Source organism: Terrisporobacter vanillatitrophus (assembly GCF_051148895.1).
GTDB classification, from domain to species: domain Bacteria; phylum Bacillota; class Clostridia; order Peptostreptococcales; family Peptostreptococcaceae; genus Terrisporobacter; species Terrisporobacter vanillatitrophus.
In genome coordinates this window covers 304642-325998 of record NZ_CP154625.1, presented here as the reverse complement: position 1 = coordinate 325998, position 21357 = coordinate 304642, and the positions used below count along the sequence as shown (strand labels likewise).

Genomic DNA, 21357 nt, shown 5'->3' with positions numbered 1-21357 from the left:
CTTTATATGACTTTAAATGTCATCATGCAATCTACATAATTCTTTTCATTTCCTTTTTCATCTTTAGCATTTTTTATATCCATTTTTTCAATCTTATAATTTAGATTCAAATCATTTAAAACACTTTCAATTTCTTTAATTTTATCTAAATTTCCAGATACACTTAATTCAATTGATGAATATGGTTTATTGTTCTCATCAGTTTCATCAAATTTATTGACAAAGTTAATATCTAAACTAGGGTCCATTTTTCCAATTATCTTAATTACTATATCATCACTTAAATCCATCGTTTCATCATAACAATCACCTTTATATTGAGGTTTAGTTTGTGTTAATTTAGTTTTTTCCTGTTCCAAAGCATTAATTTTATTGTTCATAGGATAAGAGACACCTATACTAACTACTGTGAAGGTTATTATTGCTATGCATATTTTTTTTAATTCTTTTTTATTCTTCAAAACTATTCAGAACCTCCTATTTCATATACTGCATGAAAATATAATTTATTATTTTTATTTTCCACACTAGTAATAGAAAAATTTTTTATATTATCCATAGATTTTAATTCATCTAAATTTTTTAAACTTTTACATTTACCTTCTATACTTACTTTATTATTTTCAACAGATAGTTTCTCTACATTTGAAAAACCTAACAAATCATATACTTTATTTGTATCTTTTACCAATGTGCTCTTTTTATTTTTCGATTTTAATACTTCATTAGATTGAGTAATTAATTTAGTGTTATTAATTTCTTCTTTTAGGTTATTAATAGATTTTATACTTGTATAAGTTTGAAAAATTAATAAGTATATTAATATTATTACAGTACACTTTAAAATTTTTTCTTCTTGTTTTTCTTCTTTTAAGAAATTAATATTTTTGTTTTTTTTCATTTATATTATCATCCCCCATGCTGGTAAATTATCTAATGTCATATCTACAACTTCTTCACTATTACTTAAAATTAATTTATTTTTGAGATCTAATTTTTTTATTTTAAAGCTTTCTATGAAATTATCACTTATTCCATAATAGTATGTATTATCATATGAAAATTGATTAATAGAATACTGACTATTATCTTTATCCACCACATAAGATTCAATAATTTTTTTATTGGAAACTGTATTTAAAACCATATCTTTTTTTCTATTTTCTATTATGGTTATTTTTTCATAACCACCTTGTAATAAATCAATAACTTTCATATCAATCAGTTTTTGTAAAATATCAAAATTAATATACAAGTATTTTTTCTTAATTTTTAACTTTTCGCTTATGGATTTGCATATGTCTACATATTTCTTGGGAAATAATATTCCTTGTATTGATCCATTTCCTTTAGTATTGATAATTTTTTTATATTTTATTACATAATTTTGTAAATCTAAGGGCATATGAGCACCGATTTCATATTTAATTAGCTGAATAATTTCTTTTTGTCTTTTAGAGTTTATATTTGGTATATTTCTAATAATAATTTCATCATTTTGTATATTGAAATATACATTTTTTAATTTATGGTTTGTATTTTCTTTTATAATTTGAACTACTTTATCTTCGTATATATTATTTTCTTTATGTTTTAAGCTATTACTTCCCATTTCATAAGTTAATTGATTATGTATATTGTACTTATTTCTTTTTTTTCTTATTAATAATATTTGTGTATTTTCATTATTAATATTTACAATAAGATATTCCTTTATAAAATCACCTCCACAAAATTGTTATTTATGTTATTATGATCCACTAGGTGTATTAACAGTTTCTTCAGGCTTTGGATAAAATGTTTCCGTACCTATCTTAACTGTTACAGAATCTCCTTGTGCCGTTACAACAAATGAACCATCTTTTACTGATTTTGCAACTGGTACAAATTGAATATATTCATCATTTTTTAAATCACTTGGTTGAACTGATGTATTTCCATCGCTTATAGATATCATCGCTGCTGTTGCTAAATTGGCAGCTGTAGCATAATCAGCATTTTTCTTTGCATTCTCTTGTACTTTCGAATATTTTGTTACTGCAATACTAGATAAGATTCCTATTATAGTAATGACTATAACCATCTCAATCAGGGTAAATCCCCTTCTTCTCTTTTTATTTTTTAATATTGGCATTGCTATTACCTCCTTTTTTAAATAGCTGATACAGCATCAAACATTGGTACCATCATAGATATAACTATTATTCCTACCGCTACTCCTATAAATAAAGTGATAAAGTTTTCAAAGTATTTTGTCCCAATTTCAAGTTTTGAATCTAATTCATTTTCATAGTACTCGGTGACCGTATTTAGAACTGTATCTAGTTTTCCACTTTCTTCTCCTATGGTTATCATAGATAATAGTAAAGATGGTAATTCTTCCACTGTCTTTAGAGAATCTCCTATGCTATTACCTCTCTTAATAAAATCATTTGCTTTACATATTTTCAAATATATATATTCGTTGCTCATTACTTTTGCTGATGTTTCAATGGAGTCTACAATTTGCACTCCACTAGATATTAAAATTGATAAAGCTTTTATAAATTTATTAGTAATAATTAATTTTATATATGTTTTTACAATTGGAAGTTTAAATATAAGGCTATTTATCCTTTCATTAAACTTATCACTATTTTTCTTAAGATATATTAATCCTCCTATTAAAACTAAATTGCCAATTATAATTAAAAGTAAATCATCTCTAAATAAATGAGACAAAAATATTAGTATTTTAGTCAATCCTGGTGTTTTCATATTGTTATCTGCATAAATATCTTCAAAATTAGGAATTAAAAAAAGTAAAATAAATATAAAAGATATAATCATGGTAATTATCAATATAGTTGGATAAATTAATATACTTATAATCTTATTTCTCAATTTATTTTCTTTATCATAATAAATGGCTAGTTTGTCCATAACATCATCTAAGTTACCACTCATTTCTCCTGCTGCTATCATGCTTATATAAAAATTAGAGAAAGCCTTAGTATTTTCAAAAGACTCCTTTATTGAACTGCCTCTTTCAATATCTCCAAGTATTTTTCTTAGTACAATCCTCACTCTATCGTTTGATTCATTTATTAATGTCCTTAAAATTTTAGATATTTCACATCCCGATTTTAAGAGTATACTCATTTCTTTTGAGAAAATTTTTAAATCCTTGTTTTTTAATCTCCTCCCTTTAAAAAACGATTTCATTTCCTTAATATCTACTACTTTAAATCTGTTCTTATCAGCATAAGAATATATTTCATCTTCACTATCAATATTTAGTTTTAAAACTTTTCTATTATTTTCTTCATCGTAAATTATGCATTTATACAATATCTTTTCTCCTAATTAATAATTTCTTTATTCATGATACATTCTTCTAAAGTTGTTATTTTGTTTTTAATTAAATAGGAATAAGTATCTTCAAAAGTAATCATTCCATTTTTTATAGCTATATTTTTTATATCCTTAGCTTCTTTATTTTCCTGAATTCCGTTTCGTATTTCATCATCTATAGACAAAATTTCAAAAACTACAGTTCTACCATTGTACCCTGTGTATAAACACTCCTCACATCCAATAGGTATGGCTGTATAAATTGATTTTTTCTCATTTTGGTTAATAATAACTTCATTACTACAGTTTTCACATACCTTTCTTACTAACCTTTGTGATATAACACCAATCAAAGATGCATTTAATAAGTATGGTGGAATTTCCATGTCAATTAATCGGGCTATAGATGAAACTGCATCATTAGTATGAAGTGTACTTATTACTAAATGTCCTGTAATTGCTGCTCTTACAGCTGTTTTTGCGGTTTCTACATCTCTAATCTCTCCGACCATGATAATATCTGGGTCCTGTCTTAGAATTGCTTTTAATCCTTTTTCAAAAGTAAGACCTACTTTATGATTTACTTGAATTTGATTTATACCCTCCATTTTGTATTCAACAGGATCTTCAATAGTCATGATATTTTTACTTGTATCTCTCAAGTCCTTTAAAATAGAATATACTGTTGTAGTTTTTCCGCTTCCTGTTGGGCCAGTAACAAGTAATATACCTGTCTTTTTATTTATTATTTCTTGAATTTTTTCTATAGCATCTTTAGAAAATCCCAGTTCCTCCTTTGTTTTAAGAAAAGAATCTCTACTTAAAAGCCTAAGTACTATTTTTTCTCCATAAGTAGTTGGAACAGTTGAAATCCTAATATCTACTAATGAATCCTTGATTTTTACGTCTATCCTTCCATCTTGAGGTAATCTTTTTTCTGTAATGTCCATATTAGCTTTGTATTTTATTACAGATGCAAGGGATGGATATAAATCTAATTCTAAATTCAACATTTCCTTCATATTGCCATCCACCCTCATACGAATTTTTAATGAATCGCTGAAGGGTTCAATATGTATATCACTGGCTTTTTCCTTTACGGATTTTTGTAGAATGTCTTGAAATAAATAGTTAGCATAATCATCATCTACATTAATTGAATCTCCATAGCATAGTTCAATATTATCTAAAACATCTTCTCTTGATACTTGTTTTATAATTATGTTCTTTCCTGTAACTAACTTTAAATCTTGAGCTGCATATATATTTTCTTTTTCTATGCCTATTATTAAAGAATCTTCATTTAGCTCCATAGGAAACAAATTATATTTCCTTGCAAGCTTTTCTGGTACTAATATGGATAAATCTACTTCTGATGTTGTAATTTTAATCACCTCGATTACAATAAATATCTACTATGATTATCAACACTTAAGTTCTTATTTATACAGATATAAACTCTTATTTTAACCAAAATAATAAAAGCTATGATATTAAAATAAATTTTTTCATTTAATATCATAGCTTTTTATCTTAACTATTTATTTTTATATTTTAGAATTCGCTCCACTAATTGCTCTTTCAATTGATCAACCTTATCAAAATCCATATTTGGTATATAGTAATTTTCAATTACGTCATGATTTGATTTTGCTTTTTTCAAATTAGAAATAGCATAATTTATTAATTCGTCTAATATTTTTTCATCTAATTCTAATTCTTCTTTGTAATCATTTATTTTTTCTTTATCTATAAATTGACCTAGATTAATTGTATTTTTATCTTTAAATAAAGAACTTGTAGTTATTGCTATTCCCAAATCTGTAATCATTATTGATTCTATCTTTTCTGGTATAAGAGGATAGTGAAATACTTCTACTTTTAATCCTTTCAATACTGCCTTATCATATACTCTCTTTAAAAAAGTAGTCTTTCCATAACCTATTTTTCCATCAAGGTAATAAACCTTTTTAGCCTCTTGAAGCAAGCTGTCTGCATAGTCAATATGACCTATTGGAGTTATGGCTGTTCCAAATAAATGTCTAGGATTAGAAAGTTCATTTTTATTTTCTATTCCTTTAAATAATTCTTCTATAAATTCATCCGTAAATTTATTAAGTTTACCAAAATCCATTGCATCACTATTTTTACTTTCTATATCATAAAAAATTGGTTCCGCAGCCTTTAAATATTTAAATGCTCTTTGGAAACATGATCCTATTTCTTTATTACATTGTACTATTTCCACCTTATTATTTTCTAAATTATCCACATTCCAAAAATCACCGAAATTTACTATTTCGTCTATAGCTCCAGGTATCTTAGGATCAACAATATGTGGTGCTGTTGCATCTAACAAAACAACTTTTAATTTTTTTACTACAACTGCATCTAGCGAACCTGGATCAGATGAACACGGAAATACTTCTACGTCATATCCTCTTTCTGAAAAGTCACGTGCTACTTTTTTCATTAGAGATGATTTGCCAACTCCAGGACCACCTTTTAAACAAAAAATCCTATTCACATCTTTTGGAATAATATAATCGAAATAGGAATAAAATCCGTTACTTGTATTTGCTCCTGGAAATATCTTTCTAATTTTGCCTTTCATATTCATGCCCCCTAAAATATTCTACCTTTTATATTATTATATTGATAGCCATTTGGTTACCCCTTTTCTAGTATTTATATATATGAAGAAAATCTAGGTTACATATTAATTGATATAAAAATACTCATATCAACTACAAAAACATTAGCTTTATAATGTTTCATGTAAGTATAATATGAGTAAATTATTAAATATTTGAAAGTATTATTTGTTTATAAATCTATCAACAATACTAACAAGATTTCCGATTTCTGGTTTTGTTATTTGCTCATCTGCTCCCAGCTCTTTTCCTTTTGCATATATTTCATCACTTATTAATGATGAAAATAATATTAGCGGTATGTTTTTAAGATTATTATCTTCTTTTACTAATTTAGTTAGCCTATGACCATCCATTAAAGGCATTTCTATATCAGATATTATACATGTCACATGATTTGATATAGGATCTCCACTTTCTTTAACTTCACTTAAATATTTCCATGCATCCTGACCATTATCCATTTTTATTATATTTCTATAACCTGCTTTATTCATACAATCACATATCATTTTTGAAAGTAATGTTGAATCTTCAACTATCAATATTGGTTTATAAGAATCTTTACGTTTTCCTAATTTGTCTATCTCATCATATTGAATACTAGACTCAGGACTTATTTCGGCTACTATTTTTTCAAAATCTAATATAGTTATTAATTTATCATTATGTTCGGCAATACCTGTCGCAACGCCTTCTCCACCACCATATATGATTTTATCAGGTTTTCTTATGTTTTCCCATGAAACTCTACCTATTCCAACAACAGCCTCAACATGAAAAGCAAAAACTAATTTGTTAAAATTAGTTTTTATAAAAATGTCATGTGTTCCACTACCACTTCTAGGTATATTTAAATATTTACCTAAATCTATAACAGTTATTATTTCATCTCTAGGCTTAAATATTCCTTCTACTACTTCATGTGAGTTTGGCATTTTTTTTACTTCTTGAGCTCTTAATATCTCACGTACTTTAGCTACATTTATTCCAAATAATTCTTCTCCTATTGTAAACTCCATTATTTCAAGCTCATTAGTTCCCGATTCTAATAATATTTTTGTTTGACTAACACTCTCTGTATACTGCATTATCATACTCCTATATTCTTAAATAGTTTATTTTTCTGTCTCCTAATTATAATGCTTATATTTATTAATAATACGTCTAAACTTTTATAAACTATAGTATTTATTTTGATTTAATTAATTTTTTTGCAACGGACTTTCACCGTCAAACGGTTGACCATGCTGGCCACACATAAAAAAAGACATACCTATTTGGTATGCCTATAAATATCTTTTAATAATAAAAAATTACGTGGCTACGTGCTACTCTCCCAGGAGGTCGCCCCCCAAGTACCATCGCCGCTCAAGAGCTTAACTTCTGTGTTCGGAATGGGAACAGGTGTATCCTCTTTGCTATAATAACCACATAATCTTTATTCAAGTATTAACTTTTGTTAGTACTTTCAAAACTGCTAACATTTAATGTTTCCATTATATTTATTGGTCAAGTCCTCGACCTATTAGTATCAGTAAGCTACATATGTTACCACACTTCCACCTCTGACCTATCAACCATGTAGTCTTCATGGGGTCTTAACCTTACGGTGGGAAATCTTATCTTGAAGTAGGCTTCGCGCTTAGATGCTTTCAGCGCTTATCCTTTCCGTACTTAGCTACCCAGCTATGCCCTTGGCAGAACAACTGGTACACCAGCGGTACGTCCATCCCGGTCCTCTCGTACTAAGGACAGGTCTCCTCAAATTTCCTACGCCTGCGACGGATAGGGACCGAACTGTCTCACGACGTTCTGAACCCAGCTCGCGTACCACTTTAATGGGCGAACAGCCCAACCCTTGGGACCTACTACAGCCCCAGGATGTGATGAGCCGACATCGAGGTGCCAAACCTCCCCGTCGATGTGGACTCTTGGGGGAGATCAGCCTGTTATCCCCAGGGTAGCTTTTATCCGTTGAGCGATGGCCCTTCCATGCGGTACCACCGGATCACTAAGTCCGACTTTCGTCCTTGCTCGACCTGTATGTCTTGCAATCAAGCTCTCTTCTGCCTTTACACTCTTCGTACGATTTCCGACCGTACTGAGAGAACCTTTGAGCGCCTCCGTTACTTTTTAGGAGGCGACCGCCCCAGTCAAACTGTCCACCTGACAGTGTCCCACTACCTGATTCAAGGCAGCTGGTTAGAATCCCAGTACTACAAGGGTGGTATCCCAAGGATGGCTCCACACAGACTGACGTCCATGCTTCATAGCCTCCCACCTATCCTGTACATGTAGCACCGAGACTCAATGTCAAGCTACAGTAAAGCTCCATGGGGTCTTTCCGTCCTGTCGCAGGTAACCGGCATCTTCACCGGTATTACAATTTCACCCAGTCTGTTGTTGAGACAGTGCCCAAATCGTTACGCCTTTCGTGCGGGTCGGAACTTACCCGACAAGGAATTTCGCTACCTTAGGACCGTTATAGTTACGGCCGCCGTTTACTGGGGCTTAAGTTCACTGCTTCGGTTGCCCTAACAGATCCCCTTAACCTTCCAGCACCGGGCAGGCGTCAGCTCCTATACATCGTCTTGCGACTTAGCAGAAACCTATGTTTTTGGTAAACAGTCGCTTGGGCCTATTCTCTGCGGCCATGTTTCCATGGCACCCCTTCTCCCTAAGTTACGGGGTCATTTTGCCGAGTTCCTTAACAACAGTTCTCTGGCTGGCCTTAGGATACTCTCCTCACCCACCTGTGTCGGTTTGCGGTACAGGCACCTTTAACCTCGATAGAGACTTTTCTCGACAGTGTGAAATCAGCTACTTCGCTACTAAATTTCGCTCCGCATCGTACCCCAGCATTATTCTAACGGATTTGCCTATTAGAACTGCCTCAATACTTGCCCGTACATAACCAACAGTACGGTTAGCTTATCCTTCTGTGTCATCCCATTTCTCAAACGGTTATCGGTGGTACAGGAATATCAACCTGTTGTCCATCACCTACGCCTTTCGGCCTCGGCTTAGGTCCTGACTAACCCAGGGCGGACGAACCTTCCCCTGGAAACCTTGGGTTTACGGCCTGTGGGATTCTCACCCACATCTCGCTACTCATGCCAACATTCTCACTTCTATACAGTCCACATCTCCTTACGGTAATGCTTCAATCCGTATAGAAAGCTCTCCTACCCATCATAAATGATGCCGTAGCTTCGGTAGTACGTTTTAGCCCCGGAAATTTTCGGCGCAGGATCACTCGACCAGTGAGCTATTACGCACTCTTTAAATGAGTGGCTGCTTCTAAGCCAACATCCTGGTTGTCTGTGCAATCCCACATCCTTTACCACTTAACGTACATTTAGGGACCTTAGCTGACGATCTGGGCTGTTGCCCTTTTGACTATGAATCTTATCACCCACAGTCTGACTCCCAAGTATAAGAATACGGCATTCGGAGTTTGATAGTCTTCGGTAAGTGCAATACCCCCTAGGACATTCAGTGCTCTACCTCCGCTTCTCTAAACCTTGAGGCTAGCCCTAAAGCTATTTCGGAGAGAACCAGCTATCTCCGGGCTCGATTGGAATTTCACCGCTATCCACAGGTCATCCCCGAGCTTTTCAACGCTCGTGGGTTCGGTCCTCCACGAAATTTTACTTTCGCTTCAACCTGCCCATGGATAGGTCGCCCGGTTTCGGGTCTACGTCAACTAACTAAACGCCCAGTTAAGACTCGCTTTCGCTACGGCTCCACACCTTAAGTGCTTAACCTTGCTAGGTAACGTAACTCGTTGGCCCGTTCTACAAAAAGTACGCAGTCACACAAGTAATGTGCTCCTACAGCTTGTAAGTGTAGGGTTTCAGGTTCTATTTCACTCCCCTCCCGGGGTTCTTTTCACCTTTCCCTCACGGTACTATACGCTATCGGTCACTAGGTAGTATTTAGGCTTGGAGGATGGTCCCTCCTGCTTCCCACAGGGTTTCACGTGTCCCGTGGTACTCTGGATCATATCTATCGATTTCTTGTTTCAGTTACGTGGCTTTTACACTTTATAGCGGAGCTTTCCAACTCTCTTCACTTACAATTCCTCAACTTTATGATATGTCCGCAACCCCAGTGAAGAAAACTTCACTGGTTTGGCCTGTTCCGCGTTCGCTCGCCGCTACTTACGGAATCGAATTTCTTTCTCTTCCTCCGGGTACTTAGATGTTTCAGTTCCCCGAGTTCCCCTGGCATGACTATGTATTCATCATACCATACTTAGACATTACTCTAAGTGAGTTTCCTCATTCGGAAATCTTGGGATCAAAGTTTACGTGCAACTCCCCCAAGCTTATCGCAGCTTATCGCGTCCTTCATCGGCTCCTAGTGCCAAGGCATTCGCCCTACACCCTTAATAACTTGACCAGTTATCAAAGTTTGATATTTTTAAAAGTTATCTTCTTTATATGATATATTTTTTAAGAAGTTTATCTTCTTCTTTTATAATGTCATATCACTAAATGTTATGCAGTTTTCAAAGTACTAATTTTGAGTTTTCATAAAGAACCCTCAAAATTAAACAGTAGGTTAATTCTCCCTAGAAAGGAGGTGATCCAGCCGCACCTTCCGATACGGCTACCTTGTTACGACTTCACCCCAGTTATTGATTTCACCTTCGACACTCGCTTCCCAAAGGGTTAGCTAAGTGGCTTCGGGCGCCCCCAACTTCCGTGGTGTGACGGGCGGTGTGTACAAGACCCGGGAACGCATTCACCGCAGCATTCTGATCTGCGATTACTAGTAACTCCAGCTTCATGTAGGCGAGTTTCAGCCTACAATCCGAACTGAGAATGGCTTTAAGGGATTAGCTCGGCCTCACGACTTGGCTGCCCTCTGTACCACCCATTGTAGCACGTGTGTAGCCCTAAGCATAAGGGGCATGATGATTTGACGTCATCCCCACCTTCCTCCAGGTTATCCCTGGCAGTCCCTCTAGAGTGCCCAACTTAATGCTGGCAACTAAAGGCAAGGGTTGCGCTCGTTGCGGGACTTAACCCAACATCTCACGACACGAGCTGACGACAACCATGCACCACCTGTCACTTCTGTCCCCGAAGGGAAAAATGCGATTAGGCATCGGTCAAAAGGATGTCAAGCTTAGGTAAGGTTCTTCGCGTTGCTTCGAATTAAACCACATGCTCCGCTACTTGTGCGGGTCCCCGTCAATTCCTTTGAGTTTCACTCTTGCGAGCGTACTCCCCAGGCGGAGTACTTAATGCGTTAGCTGCGGCACCGAGGGGGGTAACCCCCGACACCTAGTACTCATCGTTTACGGCGTGGACTACCAGGGTATCTAATCCTGTTTGCTCCCCACGCTTTCGTGCCTCAGTGTCAGTTACAGTCCAGAAAGCCGCCTTCGCTACTGGTGTTCCTCCTAATATCTACGCATTTCACCGCTACACTAGGAATTCCACTTTCCTCTCCTGCACTCAAGTTTCCCAGTTTCAAGAGCTTACTACGGTTGAGCCGTAGCCTTTCACTCCTGACTTAAGAAACCACCTACGCACCCTTTACGCCCAGTAAATCCGGATAACGCTAGCCCCCTACGTATTACCGCGGCTGCTGGCACGTAGTTAGCCGGGGCTTCCTCCTCAAGTACCGTCATTATCTTCCTTGAGGACAGAGTTTTACGACCCGAAGGCCTTCATCACTCACGCGGCGTTGCTGCATCAGGCTTTCGCCCATTGTGCAATATTCCCCACTGCTGCCTCCCGTAGGAGTTTGGACCGTGTCTCAGTTCCAATGTGGCCGATCACCCTCTCAGGTCGGCTACTGATCGTCGCCTTGGTAAGCCGTTACCTTACCAACTAGCTAATCAGACGCGGGTCCATCTCATACCGCCGGAGCTTTGATAAGAAATCCATGTGAATCTCTTATATTATCCTGTATTAGCATACCTTTCGGTATGTTATCCATGTGTATGAGGCAGGTTACCCACGCGTTACTCACCCGTCCGCCGCTCTTCTCCGAAGAGAATCGCTCGACTTGCATGTGTTAGGCACGCCGCCAGCGTTCATCCTGAGCCAGGATCAAACTCTCAAATAAAAGTTGTCCAATTGCTCAGCTAATCATTATCTGAATATCTGGCTTGGTTTGTTTGTTGTTTCAGTTTAATTCTTAAAGAATTAATTTATTGTTAACCTACTGTTTAATTTTCAAAGTTCTTTTGCTTGTTTCAGCTTCTTTATTCTACCAAAGCTGTTTTTCTTTGTCAACAACTTTTTTTCAAAAGTTTTTTGTTGACCTTTTGTCCCTGTCTCAAGGACAAGTAATACTATATCATCGTAAATTATATTGGTCAATAGTTTTTTTAAACTTTTTTTATACTATAATTTTATAAAAAACTTATTAACATACCTCATTACATTTTATCCACATTATAAACAATTTGAAACAGGCCTATATTGTGAATTATTAATTTTTATCAACAATCCATCAGCTAATAATGTGAATAATTTTTTATATTTTTATATAAAAATAATAAATATCTCATATCAAGTATTTTATCGTCATCTATTAATATACTCAAAGTAAGAACAATTATGCCTAGTTTTTTAATAATTATTTAATTATAATTGCTCGCCTCTTAGCTCTAATTTTTCACGAATAAATTAATTATGATCAATATTTTAATCAAAATAGAATACCTCTCATGAAATTATTACAAGTATTTCTATCCTCTTAAAATTTAAATGTTAATAAAAGCTTGTGCTATCAATATCCTTGTAAGTAAAAAAATTGTGCTGAAATGTGAATTTACATTTCAGCACAATTTTATACTAATCAACTGTTATTTCATAACCATGTTCTTCATATTGAGCTATTATTTCATTCCATACATCTTCTACTCCAGTTTTCTTTGAAGAAGAAAGTGGTATTACTTTTTCATCTTTTTCAAGCTGTAATTTTTTTCTTATTATGCTTATATGTTTTTGATATTGACCTCTAGATATTTTATCTGCTTTTGTTGCTATAATAACACAGTTATATCCGAAGTGCTTTATCCATTCATACATCATAACATCATCGTTTGTTGGCTCATGTCTTATATCTACAAGTAAGAAAATAGCACATAATTCTTGTCTATCTTGTAGATATCTTTCCATAATAACTCCCCATTTATCCTTTTCTGATTTTGATACCTTAGCATAACCATAACCAGGAAGGTCAACAAAATAAAACTCATCATTTATTTTATAAAAGTTTATAGTTCTTGTTTTCCCAGGAGTTTGACTTGTTCTTGCAAAGTTTCTTCTATTTAATAAAGCATTTGTAGCTGAAGATTTTCCCACGTTCGATCTTCCAACTAAAGCTATCTCTGGCAGTCCTTCATCAGGATATTGATCTTTTTTAATTGCACTTACCACTATTTCTGAACTTCTAATTTTCATTTTTATCACCGTCTTTTACTAAAGCATGCTCTAAAACTTGATCCATATGGTCAATAAGAACAATTTCTAGTTTTTCTTTTACATTTTCAGGTATTTCATCTAATTGAGCATCACATTCTCTTGGTATTAAAACTTTTTTAATTCCAGCCCTATGTGCTGCAAGTACCTTTTCTTTAATTCCACCTACAACCATTACTCTACCTCTAAGAGTTATTTCACCAGTCATAGCCACATCACATCTAACAGGAATTTTAGTTAATGCAGAAATTACTGCAGTAGCCATAGTTACACCTGCAGATGGACCATCTTTTGGAGTTGCTCCTTCTGGACAATGTATATGAATATCTTCTGTTTTGTAGAAATCTTGGTCTATGTCAAATTTATCCGCTATAGATCTTATATAAGATATACCTGTTCTAGCCGATTCCTTCATTACGTCACCAAGTGATCCTGTTAATACAATTTGCCCTTTTCCTTTTAATACATTTACTTCTACAGGAAGCGTAACTCCTCCTACCGAAGTCCATGCAAGACCTGTTACTACACCTACTTCAGGTTTTGTTCCCGCTAAATCATATAGATATCTATCTCTGCCTAGATATTCTTCTAAATCTTTAGAAGTTACTAAAACATCTTCTAGTGATGAGTCTTCAACGAATTTTTTAGCAATTTTTCTACAAATCTTACCTATAGTTCGCTCTAAAGTTCTAACTCCTGCTTCTCTTGTATAATAGTTTATTATGTCTCTCATTGCTGATTCTTCTATTGTTACAAATCCTTCTTTTAATCCATTTTCTTTAATTTGTTTTGGAAGTAAGTATTTCTGTGCTATATTAAGTTTTTCTTCTTCAATATAACCTGATACTTCTATTATTTCCATTCTATCAAGTAATGGCCCTGGTATTGTACTTAAGCTATTTGCTGTAGTAACAAATAGTATTTTCGATAAATCAAAAGGTACTTCTAAATAATGATCAACAAATGTTTTATTTTGTTCTGGATCTAAGACTTCAAGCATTGCTGAAGATGGATCTCCTTTATAATCTGCTGCCATTTTATCTATTTCATCTAATAAGAATACTGGGTTCTTAGTTTGAGCTTCTTTTATACCATTGATTATTCTACCTGGTATAGAACCTACATAAGTTCTTCTATGCCCTCTTATCTCAGCTTCATCTCTTACTCCACCTAAAGATATTCTTACGAATTTTTTACCTAAGGCTTCTGCTATAGATTTTGCTATAGAAGTTTTACCAACACCTGGAGGTCCTACTAAACAAACTATTGGTCCTTTTAGTGATTTAGATAATTTTCTTATAGCTAAATATTCTAATATTCTATCTTTAACTTTTTCTAATCCATAATGTTGCTCATCTAAAATCTCTCTAGCATTTTTTAAATCAAGTTTATCTCTTGTTTCTTTATTCCATGGTAGTGAGAATATAGTATCTAAATATGTTCTACTTACTGATGAATCTGGAGATCCCAGAGATGTTCTAGAAAATTTATTAATTTCTTTTTCTATTTTTTCCTTTGTTTCCTTAGGCGCTTTAATCTTCTTAAGTTTTTCTTTATATTCTTCAACCTCAGAAGTTAAGTCTTCATCTTCTCCTAATTCTTTTTGTATAGCTTTTAATTGTTCTCTAAGATAATATTCTTTTTGAACCTTATTCATTTGTTTCTTGACTCTTAGAGTTATTTTCTTTTCTATTTTTAGTATATCTATTTCTTCCAACAGAATTCTATACAATAACTCTAATCTTTTAACTATATCAAACTCTTCAAGAATTTCTTGTTTTTGTTCTGCTTTTAAGTAAATATTAGATGCAATAGTATCTATAAATCTATCAACATTTTCTATTTCTCCAAGAGACACTAAGATTTCTGGCGAAACCCTATTTCCTATATTTATGTATTCTTCGAATGCATCAAAAACATTTCTTACAAATGCCTCTACTTCTATATCTAACTCTGCATTTTCTTGATCATATATTATTTCTTCTACTATTGCTTTAAAATATCCATCTTCTTCGTCTATTTCTTTAACTTTACCTCTAGATACTCCTTCTACTAAAACACGAACTGTATCTCCAGGTAATTTGATAACTTGTTTAACTTTACAAATAGTTCCAACATGATAGAAATCTTCTGTTGTAGGCTCATCTACTTCTGCTTCTATTTGCGAAGTTAAAAATACTAATTCATCTTCTAACATAGCTTGATCTAATGCTTTTAATGACATTTCTCTACCTATATCAAAATTTAATATCATATATGGAAATATGGCTAATCCTCTTAAAGGTATCAATGGTAACTCATGGTCAATTTTAGTATAATTTTGTTCCATCATTATCACTCCTTAAAGTGCTATTTTCTTTGCTTTTTATATTATATATTTATGTATGTTAATTTTCAACACAAATCAACATAGCAATATGCATAATTTAGGTTAATTTTATTATGCTATATTAATAAAATAATAATTCATTTATAAATATTTATTTTGTTTATAATTGAAGCTACATATAAAGTACGTATTAATTTAGAATAATAAAACTAAATTTAATAGACCTCTTGCTTAAGTTATATGTTGTAAAAACACCTTCATTAAGCAGTTGGAAATTAAAAGGAGCTTATTAATATATAAGCTCCTTTTTATATTAATTATGCACTTTCTTCTTTATCTTTAAGAACCATAATTGGTTGTGTTTCATCAGCAACAGATTCTTTCGTAACTATTACTTTCTTGATATCTTCTCTTGATGGAATCTCATACATAGTTTCCATCATAACACTCTCAACTATACTTCTAAGACCTCTAGCCCCGGTATTTCTATCTATAGCTTTTTTAGCTATAGCTCTTAGAGCCTCTTCATCGAACTCTAAATCAACACTGTCTAGTTCAAATAATTTTTTATATTGTTTAACTAGAGCATTTTTAGGTTCTTGTAAAATTCTCATTAAAGCATCTTCATCTAGTAACTCTAATGTAGCAACTACAGGTATTCTACCTATAAACTCAGGTATTATACCAAATTTAAGTAAGTCTTCAGGAAGAACTTTTGCATATATTTTCCCTAAATCAGTAGCTTTCTTACTTTCAATTTTAGCACCAAACCCTACTGTTTTTTCTGTTCCACGCCTTTGAATTATTTTTTCTATACCATCAAAGGCACCACCTAAAATAAATAATACATTAGTAGTATCTATTTTTAAGAATTCTTGATGAGGATGTTTTCTTCCTCCTTGTGGCGGAACATTAGCTACAGTTCCTTCTAGAATTTTTAAAAGAGCTTGCTGAACGCCTTCACCACTTACATCTCTTGTAATAGATGGGTTTTCTGACTTTCTAGCAATTTTATCTATTTCATCAATGTAGATTATTCCTCTTTCTGCTTTTTCTATGTCAAAATCAGCTGCTTGGATAAGCTTTAATAGTATATTTTCAACGTCTTCACCTACATATCCTGCTTCTGTTAAAGAAGTAGCATCTGCCATTGCAAAGGGAACATTTAGTGTTCTAGCTAAAGTTTGAGCAAGTAGTGTCTTTCCAGAACCTGTTGGTCCAAGTAAAAGGATGTTACTCTTTTGTATTTCTATATCTTTAGTTGTAGATTTTTTACTATATATTCTTTTATAGTGGTTATAAACCGCAACTGATAATATTTTTTTAGCTCTTTCTTGACCAATTACATAGTCATTAAGAATCTCCATCATTTCTTTAGGTTTTGGCAGAGATGTAGTATCCTCTTCCATTGTTTCTTCAATTTCTTCTTGAATGATTTCATCACAAAGTTCTACACATTCATCACATATATAAACGTTAGGACCTGCAATCAATCTTCTTACTTGATCTTGTGTTTTCCCGCAGAATGAACATTTCAGTTGTCTTTTTTCTTCGTATTTTGACATAACAAGCACCTCTTTCCTAACTATGGGCTTTCTCTATGACTTTGTCAACTAACCCATATTCCTTAGCTTCCATTGCACTCATAAAGTTGTCACGTTCAGTGTCAGCCTTCACTTTCTCCAATGGTTGACCTGTTCTTTCAGAAAGAATTTGATTTAATCTTTCTTTTATTTGTAAAATCCATTTAGCATGAATTTCTATATCTGTTGCTTGACCTTTTGCACCACCTAATGGTTGATGTATCATTATTGTACTATTTGGAAGAGCATATCTTTTACCTTTTGCTCCAGCATTTAATAAAAATGCACCCATAGATGCCGCCATACCTATACATATTGTGCTTACATCAGGTTTAATATATTGCATAGTATCATATATAGCCATACCTGCTGTAACACTTCCACCTGGGGAATTTATATATAGATGTATGTCTTTATCTGGATCTTCAGCTTCTAAGAAAAGTAGTTGAGCCACTACAAGCCCAGCAGTTACATCATTTACTTCATCACCTAAAAATATTATTCTATCTTTTAATAATCTAGAATATATATCATAGGCTCTTTCTCCTCTTCCTGTTTGTTCTACTACTGTAGGTACTAATGCCATAAATCATACCCCCTCTGAATGTTTAATATATAATTTACAGTAGTCCGGGGGGACTACTGTAAAGAATTAAGCTATTTTAGCACTATCAACTAATAAATCTATAGTTTTTCTTATTTTTAATTGACCTTCCATATCTTTTAAGTCAGTTGGTCTTAAAGCTTCTTTAACTTGTTCAACAGTCATGTTATAAGATTCAGCCATTTTTGCTACTTCTGAATCTACTTCTTCTTCGCTAACTTGAACATCTTCAGCTTTAGCTATTGCTTCTATTACTAATGAAGTTTTAACATTTCTTATAGCTTCATCTCTTCTGTTGGCAGTGAATTCAGCTTTGAATTCTTCCATAGTTTTACCAGTCATTTGTAAGAATTGCTCCATTCCAAATCCTTGGTATTGTAATTGATAGTTAAGTTCCATCATTTGGTTTTCTATTTCATTTTTAACCATAGCTTCTGGAACTTCTACTTCTGTATTAGCTACAACTTTTTCTATAACTCTATTTCTTAATTCATTTTTAGCCGCTTCTGCAGCATCTGCTTCAACTTTAGCTCTAACATCAGCTGTTAATTCTTCTAAAGTATTGAACTCAGTAGTATCAGCAGCAAACTCATCGTTTAACTCTGGTAATTCTTTTACTTTAACATCATTTACTTTAACTTTGAAAACAACTGGTTTTCCAGCTAAGTTTTCAGCATGGTATTCTTCTGGGAAAGTAACATTAACTTCTAATTCTTCTCCAACTTTTTTACCAACTAATTGCTCTTCAAATCCTGGTATGAATGATCCTGAACCTATAACTAAGTCATAGTTCTCACCTTTTCCACCTTCAAAAGCAACTTCTCCGTCAAATCCTTCGAAATCTATGTTGGCAGTATCTCCATTAGCTATTTCTCTTTCAACAGATACTAATCTTGATCCTTTTTCTCTCATTTCTTCTAATTTAGCAGTAACAGCATCTTCATTTACAGTTTCTTCAACTTTTTCTACTTCAACACCTTTGTACTCACCTAATTCAAAAGATGGTTTAACTTCTACATCAACTAATATAACTAATCCGTTATCTTTGCTTATTTCTTCTATATCTATTGATGGAGCATCGATTGGGTCTATTTTTAATTCATCTATAGCAGATGGATATACCTCTGGGAATAGTATGTCTATTGCATCAGAATAGAATACGCCTTTTCCGTAGTTAGTTTCTATTATTTTTCTAGGTGCTTTACCTTTTCTGAATCCTGGTATATTATATTTCCCTTTATTCTTATTGTAAGCCTTAACTATTGCTGATTCAAATTTATCGTTATCTACAGTTAATTTAAAACTTACTTTATTGCCTTCTGTTTTAATTAATTCTACTTTCATTAACTTTATCCTCCTAAATATCTTATGTAATGATTTTTATAAATTATAATTCTAATTTATAGGTAACTCTTTAATTATATCATACAAGGTTTTTTATTTACAAGTGTTCCCTTAATTTCAACACTTCTTGTTTATATTTTTATCTCTTCATATGAAATATTATCATCTAATGTTAATATTCCAAAAGCTCTATCACTGCCACCTCTTGGATATGTAAGGCTACCTGGGTTTATAAAAGTAATATTGTCTATTGTTTCATATATTGGAATATGAGTGTGTCCAAATACTACAAAGTCAATATTATTATCTTTTGCAAATCTATATAATGAGTTAACACCCATTTTCACATCATGATGGTGGCCATGACATACAAAGAAATTTTTATTGCTAACTGAAAATTTTAATTCATAATGTCCATCTATATTATATGAGTCACAATTTCCTTTTACACATTTAACATTCACATCTGTTGAATAATATATGTATTCTGCATCATCAATATAATCACCAGCATGAATAATTAAATCGCACTTATTTAAATATGGAATTGCTTTATCTATAGTTCTCATATCACCATGAGTATCACTAATTATTCCTATTTTCATATATTTTACCCTTTATTATCTTATAACTCTTCTTGAAAGTTCTTCCTTCATAAGTTCTAAAGCTTTAGCTCTGTGACTTATGGCATTTTTAACAGTGGATGGTAATTCTGCAAAAGTCTTATTGTAATTATCAACTATGAATAAACTATCATATCCAAATCCATTTTTACCTTTTTCTTCGAAAGCTATAGTTCCTTCACAATTTCCTCTAACTACAAATTCTTTACCATCTGGAAATACTACTGCTATACAACAAACAAATCTTCCAGTTCTATGACTTATTGGAGTATTTTTTAAAGCCTTTAATAATTTTTCTCTATTTTCTTCGTCTGTAGCATTTTCTCCAGCATATCTAGCTGAATAAATCCCTGGTTTTTTACCTATTGCATCTACTTCTAGTCCTGAATCATCAGCTATTGTTATCATATTAGTAAGTTTAGCCACAGTTCTTGCTTTTATTAATGCATTATGTTCAAATGTTCTTCCATTTTCCTCAATATCTAAATTATCTAAATTTACATCTTTAAGAGAATATATATTATAATCTAAATCTTTTAGTATTGCACCTATTTCTTCTAGTTTATGTGCATTTCCTGTAGAAATAACTATGTCGTTGCCATAATCCATACCTAATATTTCATCAGCAATTTCTCCTAATGCTACTCTTTGTATCCTTATAAGTTCTTTATTCCCTTTTTCTCCTAGTTCTAACAGTTTATTTAGATCTTTTCTAGAAAAAGGTCTTTCTTCTCCAGTACCTTGGACTTCTACAAACTCACATCTGTCAGTCATTATTATATTCATATCTACTTGTGCATTGGAATCTTCTTCATAGCATATATCAAGTAAACACTCATCATTAACTATACCAACACTTATAGCAGATACAAAGTTTTGTATAGGCATTTTTTTAATTAAGCCATCACTGTATAATTTATAAATCGCCTCAGCAACAGCCACAAATGCTCCTGTTATAGAAGCAGTTCTAGTTCCTCCATCAGCTTGAATAACATCACAGTCAACCCAAATAGTCCTTTCACCAAGTTTATTTAAGTCTACAACAGATCTTATTGCTCTACCTATTAATCTTTGTATTTCTTGACTTCTTCCATCAATTTTTCCCTTTGAAGAATCTCTTATTTTTCTTTGTTGCGTTGATCTAGGTAACATTGAATATTCTGCATTTATCCAACCTGTTCCAGTATTTCTTAAAAAAGGAGGTACTTTTTCTTCTATTGATGCTGTACATACAACTTTTGTTTCTCCCATTTCTATTAAAACAGAACCTTCTGCATACTTTGTGAAGTTTCTTGTAATTTTTACGTCTCTAATTTGATCAAATTTTCTCCCATCAATTCTAATCATTGTTTTTCCTTTCTTGCAAAATTCGCTTCGCTCATAGTGCCAACAATATATCCTCGCTACCGCTTCTTCGGATAAATCCTTTGCTTAAA

Annotated in this window: 15 protein-coding genes and 3 rRNA genes; all 18 read right to left on the bottom strand. The window is 32.9% G+C overall.

The window, feature by feature from the left end; genetic code table 11:
• Positions 1-2 precede the first annotated feature (2 nt).
• Positions 3-461 carry a hypothetical protein gene (locus tag TVTCOM_RS01795; RefSeq protein WP_434798144.1) on the bottom strand — a complete coding sequence of 153 codons (459 nt, stop codon included), beginning with the start codon at positions 459-461 and terminating at the stop codon, positions 3-5.
• 2 nt (positions 462-463) lie between these two features.
• Entirely contained in the window at positions 464-901 is a 438-nt protein-coding gene (locus TVTCOM_RS01790; RefSeq protein WP_434798143.1) for a hypothetical protein, read from the bottom strand.
• A complete protein-coding gene (locus tag TVTCOM_RS01785; protein WP_434798142.1) occupies positions 902-1612 on the bottom strand; it encodes a hypothetical protein in 711 nt (236 codons plus the stop codon).
• Between the two features lie 138 nt (positions 1613-1750).
• Positions 1751-2134 (bottom strand): type II secretion system protein, encoded by a 384-nt coding sequence (locus TVTCOM_RS01780; protein WP_434798141.1) that lies wholly within the window; start codon positions 2132-2134, stop codon positions 1751-1753.
• 17 nt (positions 2135-2151) lie between these two features.
• Positions 2152-3330, bottom strand: a complete 1179-nt coding sequence (locus tag TVTCOM_RS01775) for a type II secretion system F family protein (protein WP_434798140.1) — start codon at positions 3328-3330, stop codon at positions 2152-2154.
• Between the two features lie 11 nt (positions 3331-3341).
• Positions 3342-4727, bottom strand: coding sequence for a GspE/PulE family protein (locus TVTCOM_RS01770; protein WP_434798139.1), 1386 nt, complete (start codon positions 4725-4727; stop codon positions 3342-3344).
• A 143-nt stretch (positions 4728-4870) separates the two neighbouring features.
• Positions 4871-5947, bottom strand: a complete 1077-nt coding sequence (locus TVTCOM_RS01765) for a PRK06851 family protein (RefSeq protein WP_434798138.1) — start codon at positions 5945-5947, stop codon at positions 4871-4873.
• 204 nt (positions 5948-6151) lie between these two features.
• Complete coding sequence (locus TVTCOM_RS01760) at positions 6152-7078, bottom strand: chemotaxis protein (RefSeq protein WP_434798137.1); 927 nt, start codon at positions 7076-7078, stop codon at positions 6152-6154.
• Positions 7079-7305: 227 nt separating this feature from the next.
• Positions 7306-7422, bottom strand: a 5S ribosomal RNA gene (gene rrf, locus TVTCOM_RS01755).
• Positions 7423-7495: 73 nt separating this feature from the next.
• Positions 7496-10394: ribosomal RNA gene (locus TVTCOM_RS01750) — 23S ribosomal RNA — on the bottom strand.
• Between the two features lie 176 nt (positions 10395-10570).
• Positions 10571-12074: ribosomal RNA gene (locus TVTCOM_RS01745) — 16S ribosomal RNA — on the bottom strand.
• Together the 16S, 23S and 5S rRNA genes form the textbook arrangement of a ribosomal RNA operon.
• A gap of 734 nt (positions 12075-12808) precedes the next feature.
• Positions 12809-13420 carry a ribosome biogenesis GTP-binding protein YihA/YsxC gene (gene yihA / locus TVTCOM_RS01740; RefSeq protein ID WP_434798136.1) on the bottom strand — a complete coding sequence of 204 codons (612 nt, stop codon included), beginning with the start codon at positions 13418-13420 and terminating at the stop codon, positions 12809-12811.
• Entirely contained in the window at positions 13410-15767 is a 2358-nt protein-coding gene (gene lon, locus TVTCOM_RS01735) for an endopeptidase La (protein WP_434798135.1), read from the bottom strand. The genes yihA and lon overlap by 11 nt, the downstream gene beginning before the upstream one ends.
• Before the next feature lie 317 nt (positions 15768-16084).
• The gene (gene clpX, locus TVTCOM_RS01730) at positions 16085-17332 is read right to left on the bottom strand and encodes an ATP-dependent Clp protease ATP-binding subunit ClpX (protein WP_434798134.1); all 1248 of its coding nucleotides are present in this window, start codon (positions 17330-17332) and stop codon (positions 16085-16087) included.
• Between the two features lie 16 nt (positions 17333-17348).
• On the bottom strand, positions 17349-17936 hold the full coding sequence (clpP, locus tag TVTCOM_RS01725; protein ID WP_434798133.1) for an ATP-dependent Clp endopeptidase proteolytic subunit ClpP: 588 nt from the start codon (positions 17934-17936) through the stop codon (positions 17349-17351).
• A 66-nt stretch (positions 17937-18002) separates the two neighbouring features.
• The gene (gene tig / locus TVTCOM_RS01720) at positions 18003-19298 is read right to left on the bottom strand and encodes a trigger factor (protein ID WP_434798132.1); all 1296 of its coding nucleotides are present in this window, start codon (positions 19296-19298) and stop codon (positions 18003-18005) included.
• Positions 19299-19429: 131 nt separating this feature from the next.
• A complete protein-coding gene (locus tag TVTCOM_RS01715; RefSeq protein ID WP_434798131.1) occupies positions 19430-19903 on the bottom strand; it encodes a metallophosphoesterase family protein in 474 nt (157 codons plus the stop codon).
• A 15-nt stretch (positions 19904-19918) separates the two neighbouring features.
• Positions 19919-21268 carry a ribonuclease PH gene (gene rph, locus TVTCOM_RS01710; RefSeq protein ID WP_434798130.1) on the bottom strand — a complete coding sequence of 450 codons (1350 nt, stop codon included), beginning with the start codon at positions 21266-21268 and terminating at the stop codon, positions 19919-19921.
• Positions 21269-21357 lie beyond the last annotated feature (89 nt).

Excerpts from the sequence above, each read along its gene's own strand:
- TVTCOM_RS01765 (WP_434798138.1), bottom strand. The coding sequence starts at position 5,947 with ATGAAAGGCAAAATTAGAAAGATATTTCCAGGAGCAAATACAAGTAAC.
- clpP (WP_434798133.1), bottom strand. The coding sequence starts at position 17,936 with ATGGCATTAGTACCTACAGTAGTAGAACAAACAGGAAGAGGAGAAAGA.
- TVTCOM_RS01780 (WP_434798141.1), bottom strand. The coding sequence starts at position 2,134 with ATGCCAATATTAAAAAATAAAAAGAGAAGAAGGGGATTTACCCTGATT.
- TVTCOM_RS01790 (WP_434798143.1), bottom strand. The coding sequence starts at position 901 with ATGAAAAAAAACAAAAATATTAATTTCTTAAAAGAAGAAAAACAAGAA.
- rph (WP_434798130.1), bottom strand. The coding sequence starts at position 21,268 with ATGATTAGAATTGATGGGAGAAAATTTGATCAAATTAGAGACGTAAAA.
- lon (WP_434798135.1), bottom strand. The coding sequence starts at position 15,767 with ATGGAACAAAATTATACTAAAATTGACCATGAGTTACCATTGATACCT.
- TVTCOM_RS01760 (WP_434798137.1), bottom strand. The coding sequence starts at position 7,078 with ATGCAGTATACAGAGAGTGTTAGTCAAACAAAAATATTATTAGAATCG.
- yihA (WP_434798136.1), bottom strand. The coding sequence starts at position 13,420 with ATGAAAATTAGAAGTTCAGAAATAGTGGTAAGTGCAATTAAAAAAGAT.
- clpX (WP_434798134.1), bottom strand. The coding sequence starts at position 17,332 with ATGTCAAAATACGAAGAAAAAAGACAACTGAAATGTTCATTCTGCGGG.
- TVTCOM_RS01785 (WP_434798142.1), bottom strand. The coding sequence starts at position 1,612 with ATGGGAAGTAATAGCTTAAAACATAAAGAAAATAATATATACGAAGAT.
- TVTCOM_RS01715 (WP_434798131.1), bottom strand. The coding sequence starts at position 19,903 with ATGAAAATAGGAATAATTAGTGATACTCATGGTGATATGAGAACTATA.
- tig (WP_434798132.1), bottom strand. The coding sequence starts at position 19,298 with ATGAAAGTAGAATTAATTAAAACAGAAGGCAATAAAGTAAGTTTTAAA.